The 4,126-nt window shown below is 48.8% G+C and carries 4 protein-coding genes and 4 tRNA genes; 1 reads left to right on the forward strand and 7 read right to left on the reverse strand.

What is annotated here, in order from left to right; translation table 11 throughout:
* The 5 genes from VSR74_RS23075 to VSR74_RS23095 form a co-directional block, all read right to left on the reverse strand.
* Nucleotides 1-99: GTP-binding protein (locus VSR74_RS23075; protein ID WP_001363157.1), on the reverse strand; the 99-nt coding region annotated here is incomplete at its 3' end.
* Nucleotides 100-217: 118 nt separating this feature from the next.
* A tRNA-Thr gene (locus VSR74_RS23080) sits at nucleotides 218-293 on the reverse strand.
* 5 nt (nucleotides 294-298) lie between these two features.
* A tRNA-Gly gene (locus VSR74_RS23085) sits at nucleotides 299-373 on the reverse strand.
* A gap of 110 nt (nucleotides 374-483) precedes the next feature.
* Nucleotides 484-568: transfer RNA gene (locus tag VSR74_RS23090), tRNA-Tyr, on the reverse strand.
* A 10-nt stretch (nucleotides 569-578) separates the two neighbouring features.
* Nucleotides 579-654: transfer RNA gene (locus VSR74_RS23095), tRNA-Thr, on the reverse strand.
* Between the two features lie 386 nt (nucleotides 655-1,040).
* Between VSR74_RS23095 and coaA the strand changes: the two genes are divergently transcribed.
* Nucleotides 1,041-1,991, forward strand: coding sequence for a type I pantothenate kinase (coaA, locus tag VSR74_RS23100; RefSeq protein WP_347796823.1), 951 nt, complete (start codon nucleotides 1,041-1,043; stop codon nucleotides 1,989-1,991).
* 36 nt (nucleotides 1,992-2,027) lie between these two features.
* Here coaA and birA read toward each other — a convergent pair whose 3' ends face one another.
* Both birA and murB read right to left on the reverse strand, forming a co-directional pair.
* Nucleotides 2,028-2,990 carry a bifunctional biotin--[acetyl-CoA-carboxylase] ligase/biotin operon repressor BirA gene (gene birA, locus VSR74_RS23105; RefSeq protein WP_347796824.1) on the reverse strand — a complete coding sequence of 321 codons (963 nt, stop codon included), beginning with the start codon at nucleotides 2,988-2,990 and terminating at the stop codon, nucleotides 2,028-2,030.
* Entirely contained in the window at nucleotides 2,987-4,015 is a 1,029-nt protein-coding gene (murB, locus tag VSR74_RS23110; RefSeq protein WP_347796825.1) for a UDP-N-acetylmuramate dehydrogenase, read from the reverse strand. The genes birA and murB overlap by 4 nt, the downstream gene beginning before the upstream one ends.
* Between the last annotated feature and the right edge of the window lie 111 nt (nucleotides 4,016-4,126).

Genomic DNA, 4,126 nt, shown 5'->3' on the forward strand with positions numbered 1-4,126 from the left:
AGTGATGGCAGCGGTCAGCGTTGTTTTACCATGGTCAACGTGGCCGATAGTACCGACGTTAACGTGCGGTTTTGTACGTTCAAACTTTTCTTTAGACATCGATTGTCCCTCTAAGACACGGATAAATCGGTGATATCACCACATCAACCAGGCAACATGCCCGACTCGTTGAATAAATTTAAAAGTAAACAGAGAGAAACGGGAAGGAGAAGTGAAGTGGTGCTGATACCCAGAGTCGAACTGGGGACCTCACCCTTACCAAGGGTGCGCTCTACCAACTGAGCCATATCAGCACGTCTGGAGCGGGCAGCGGGAATCGAACCCGCATCATCAGCTTGGAAGGCTGAGGTAATAGCCATTATACGATGCCCGCATCCTGAAACTCGGCTACCCAGTTCTTTCTGTTTAAGGAGAAGAACACTCTCCTGTTTGAGCCGGTGGATACAGCTTCCGACTCTGGCTACGCTTTCGCGTGACCGAAGATGGTGGTGGGGGAAGGATTCGAACCTTCGAAGTCGATGACGGCAGATTTACAGTCTGCTCCCTTTGGCCGCTCGGGAACCCCACCAGGCACTTGATGGTGCCGACTACCGGAATCGAACTGGTGACCTACTGATTACAAGTCAGTTGCTCTACCTACTGAGCTAAGTCGGCATCAAGTAGCGCGCATTCTAGGGAGACCTGAGCCAGCATGCAACTAAAAATTTGCATAAAATGTTCTCTTGCTCATATTTTGTGCGCATCTGCGTAAAAACGACGCACAGTGGTGATTATAAGAGCAAAACACGAACATTTTTACGGCAACATATTATACGTCTGTTCCCCCCCACTGGGACGAACGGTACACAGATACATTATCTGCTTCTCTGCGGTACGCCGACACCGCTCAATAATGTGTTGTGTTTATGCACGAAAGCATCACTCATTTTGATTTTTTCTTCTTTTTCCCTTCCATGTGGTGTTAACCTCCTGCCCATTGTCCTGATTAACTGAATGTTGATACGTCGTGTATAAGTCAATGCGACGTTCAGAACATGCTTATGAAAAAAAAAGAGCAAACGTTAATGACACCTTACCTACAGTTTAATCGTAGCCAGTGGGCTGCACTTCGTGACTCCGTGCCGATGACCCTGACTGAAGGGGAAATCAAACGGTTAAAAGGTATCAACGAAGATCTGTCGCTGGAAGAGGTTGCAGAAATCTACTTACCGTTGTCGCGTTTGCTCAACTTCTATATCAGCTCTAACCTGCGTCGTCAGGCCGTGCTGGAGCAATTCCTGGGCACCAATGGGCAGCGTATTCCTTATATCATTAGTATCGCAGGCAGCGTCGCTGTCGGAAAAAGCACGACTGCACGTGTGTTGCAGGCATTACTGAGCCGCTGGCCAGAACATCGCCGTGTCGAGCTCATTACAACCGATGGCTTCCTGCATCCGAATGAGGTATTGAAAGAACGCGGGCTAATGAAGAAGAAAGGCTTCCCGCAATCCTATGATATGCATCGTCTGGTGAAATTCGTTTCTGACCTGAAATCTGGTGTGCCGGATGTTACAGCCCCGGTCTATTCGCACCTGATTTATGATGTGATCCCTGATGGCGATAAAACAGTCACCCATCCGGATATCCTGATTCTTGAAGGATTAAATGTTCTGCAAAGTGGAATGGATTATCCGCACGATCCTCACCATGTATTTGTTTCCGACTTCGTCGATTTTTCTATTTATGTTGATGCGCCGGAAAAATTGTTGCAGTCATGGTATATAAACCGTTTCCTGAAATTCCGAGAGGGTGCCTTTACCGACCCTGATTCTTATTTCCATAACTACGCGCAGCTTTCGAAAGAGGAAGCGGTCAATGTAGCGACTAATCTATGGAATGAGATTAACCTTGTGAATCTTAAGGAGAATATTTTACCTACACGCGAACGCGCGAGCCTGATTTTAGCCAAAAGCACCGATCACTCGGTAGAACAGATTCGCCTGCGAAAATAAATGAGCTGTAAAAAAGGGAGCACTCGCTCCCTTTTTTCATTCTGCGCTACGCAGAGAAATTTCACCACCAACCCAGGGCTTAATAACTCCATCCTGCTCAAGTAATAATGCCCCCTGAGTATCGATCCCGCGAGAAATACCGTATATTTCTTTATCGCCGATAATTAATTTAACCGGTCGATTGATAAAGTTATCAAGTTTTTCCCAGCGCGAAAGGTAAGGGGCTAGCCCTTCCTGCTCAAAAAGACGCAGGGAGTCACGTAGTTCTTTAATTAAGCGTGCAGCAAGCGTATTACGGTTGATAGAGATGCCGGCCTCCTGCAGGTTAATCCACCCCTGATTAATGACATCATTTTCAACACGACGCATTACGAGGTTGATTCCTGCACCGATCACAATCTGCGCCGCATCGCCAGTTTTACCGGTTAGTTCGACCAGGATACCGGCAAGTTTACGGTCATTGAGGTAAAGATCATTTGGCCATTTCACTCTTACCTTTTCAGCCCCAAGACTTTGCAGAACTTCCGCCATAACAATGCCAATAACCAGACTCAGTCCAATTGCGGCTGCGGGCCCCTGATCCAGTCGCCAGTACATAGAAAGGTAGAGATTCGCGCCGAAAGGAGAGAACCATTTGCGACCACGACGACCGCGCCCTGCAGTCTGGTACTCCGCAACGCAGGCATCACCAGATTGCAGATCCGGGAGGCGATCCAGCAAATATTGATTCGTGGAATCAATAACAGGCAAAACCGCAACATTGCCGTAGTCCACATCTGCCTGGATACGCTTCTCTTCCAGTAGCTGAACAGGCTCCGGTAGGCTATATCCTTTGCCAGGAACGGTGAATACATCCACCCCCCAGTCACGCAGAGTCTGAATGTGTTTATTTATCGCCGCCCGGCTCATCCCCAGTTTCTCGCCTAGCTGCTCGCCAGAATGAAATTCTCCGTCGGACAGGATAGCAATCAGCGTTAACGGGACTGTGTTGTCTTTCATGCAATGACCTCTACCGCATTCACTTCGCCGTTGGCTCCCATAAAGCGAACTTCAGGCTCCAGCCAGACATTAAATTTTGCGCCCACTTGAGAACGTATGTAACGGGCCAGTGCAACGATATCATCGCTGGTCGCGTTATTCTGGTTAATTAATACCAACGCCTGCTGCTGATGCACCGCCGCGCCGCCCAGGACATAGCCTTTAAGCTGACACTGATCAATAAGCCAGCCAGCCGCCAGTTTTACTGAGCCATCATGTTGCGGATAATGCGGAGCTTTAGGGAATGACGCCAGTAAACTCCCGGCATATTCGCTGGCAACCACCGGATTTTTAAAGAAGCTACCCGCATTGCCATTAACTTTGGGATCCGGAAGCTTTGTCATTCGCATATGGCAGACAGAGTCGAAAACTTCACGCGGCGTGACGGTTTTTGGGTCTAAACGCGTCAGATCGCCATAAGTTAGCACCGGAACCCACACTTTCGCTAAGCGGAAACCCACGGCAACAATGGCGAAACGATTCTGATATTCGTGTTTGAAGATACTGTCACGATAGCCAAATCGGCATTCTGTGGCAGGCAGGCGGAGGCGTTTGCCGGTAGCCAGCTCGATGCAGTCAACATACTCACAAACTTGCTGTAGTTCGACACCGTAAGCACCAATATTCTGAATTGGTGATGAACCAGCACAGCCCGGGATTAACGCCAAATTCTCCAGGCCAGGCATATGATTATCCAGCGTATAGCTGACCAACTGGTGCCAATTCTCTCCGGCACCGACATGAAGATGCCATGCCTCTGCTGATTCGGTGACGTCGATACCTTTAATACGGTTAACGATAACAGTCCCAGCGAAATCTTCCAGGAAGAGAACGTTACTTCCTTCACCCAGAATAAGAACTGGCAGATTTTCTGCGGTCGCATGCTGCCAGGCGCTCAGTAATTGTTGTTCGTTTTCCGCGCATACAATGTGCTTCGCATGATGATCAATGCCGAAGGTGTTCCAGGGTTTTAGGGAATGGTTCATAGCTGCTTTCCTGATGCAAAAACGTGGCTAGTTTACCGTATATGAGGGGATTGTGCGCGTGGTATCGCCCGGTGGGCGGAGCTTACCGGGTCTTCGGGGGCTTTTCCCGCT

The organism is Pseudocitrobacter cyperus, assembly GCF_039889165.1.
In the GTDB taxonomy this organism is placed as follows: Bacteria; Pseudomonadota; Gammaproteobacteria; order Enterobacterales; family Enterobacteriaceae; genus Pseudocitrobacter; species Pseudocitrobacter cyperus.